Below are 552 nucleotides of genomic sequence, written 5' to 3'. Positions count from 1 at the left end.
GGCGGAATCTTATTTGATAATTATTCCATCGCTTATTTAGTCAGTAACTTAGCGCTCGCCATCATTCTTTTGGATGGCGGGATGCGAACGCGAGTCGCCAGTTTTCGGGTCGCCTTGTGGCCTTCGGTGTCGTTGGCAACCATAGGCGTAGCCATCACGACATTGTTAACTGGCTTGATGGCGACCTGGCTGTTCGATTTGGATTTATTGCAAGGTATCTTAGTTGGCGCGATTGTCGGTTCAACGGATGCGGCCGCGGTCTTCTCTTTATTGAAAGGCCGCAGTCTGAACGAACGTGTTGGCTCGACGTTAGAAATTGAATCGGGCACCAACGACCCAATGGCGGTGTTCTTGACCGTCACGTTAATTGCGATTCTTTCTAGTACGGGAACGGAGTTAAGCGCCGGATTTTTAGCGCTCAGTTTTGTTAAGCAGTTTGGTATCGGTGCGCTACTTGGTTTTGCTGGTGGCTGGGTCTTGTGGAAAGTCATCAATCGCAATCAACTGCCGGATGGCTTGTACTCGATTTTGACCGTCAGCGGCGGCTTGATC

The 552-nt window shown here is 50.2% G+C and carries 1 protein-coding gene; it reads left to right on the top strand.

Annotated features, from left to right (window positions below):
- On the top strand, positions 1-552 hold a 552-nt coding region (locus R8N49_RS29590; RefSeq protein WP_318190753.1), incomplete at both ends, for a cation:proton antiporter.

Source organism: Vibrio sp. 1978 (assembly GCF_033344345.1).
Note: the sequence above shows the minus strand (reverse complement) of the source record. Positions and strands in the feature narration are given on the sequence as shown.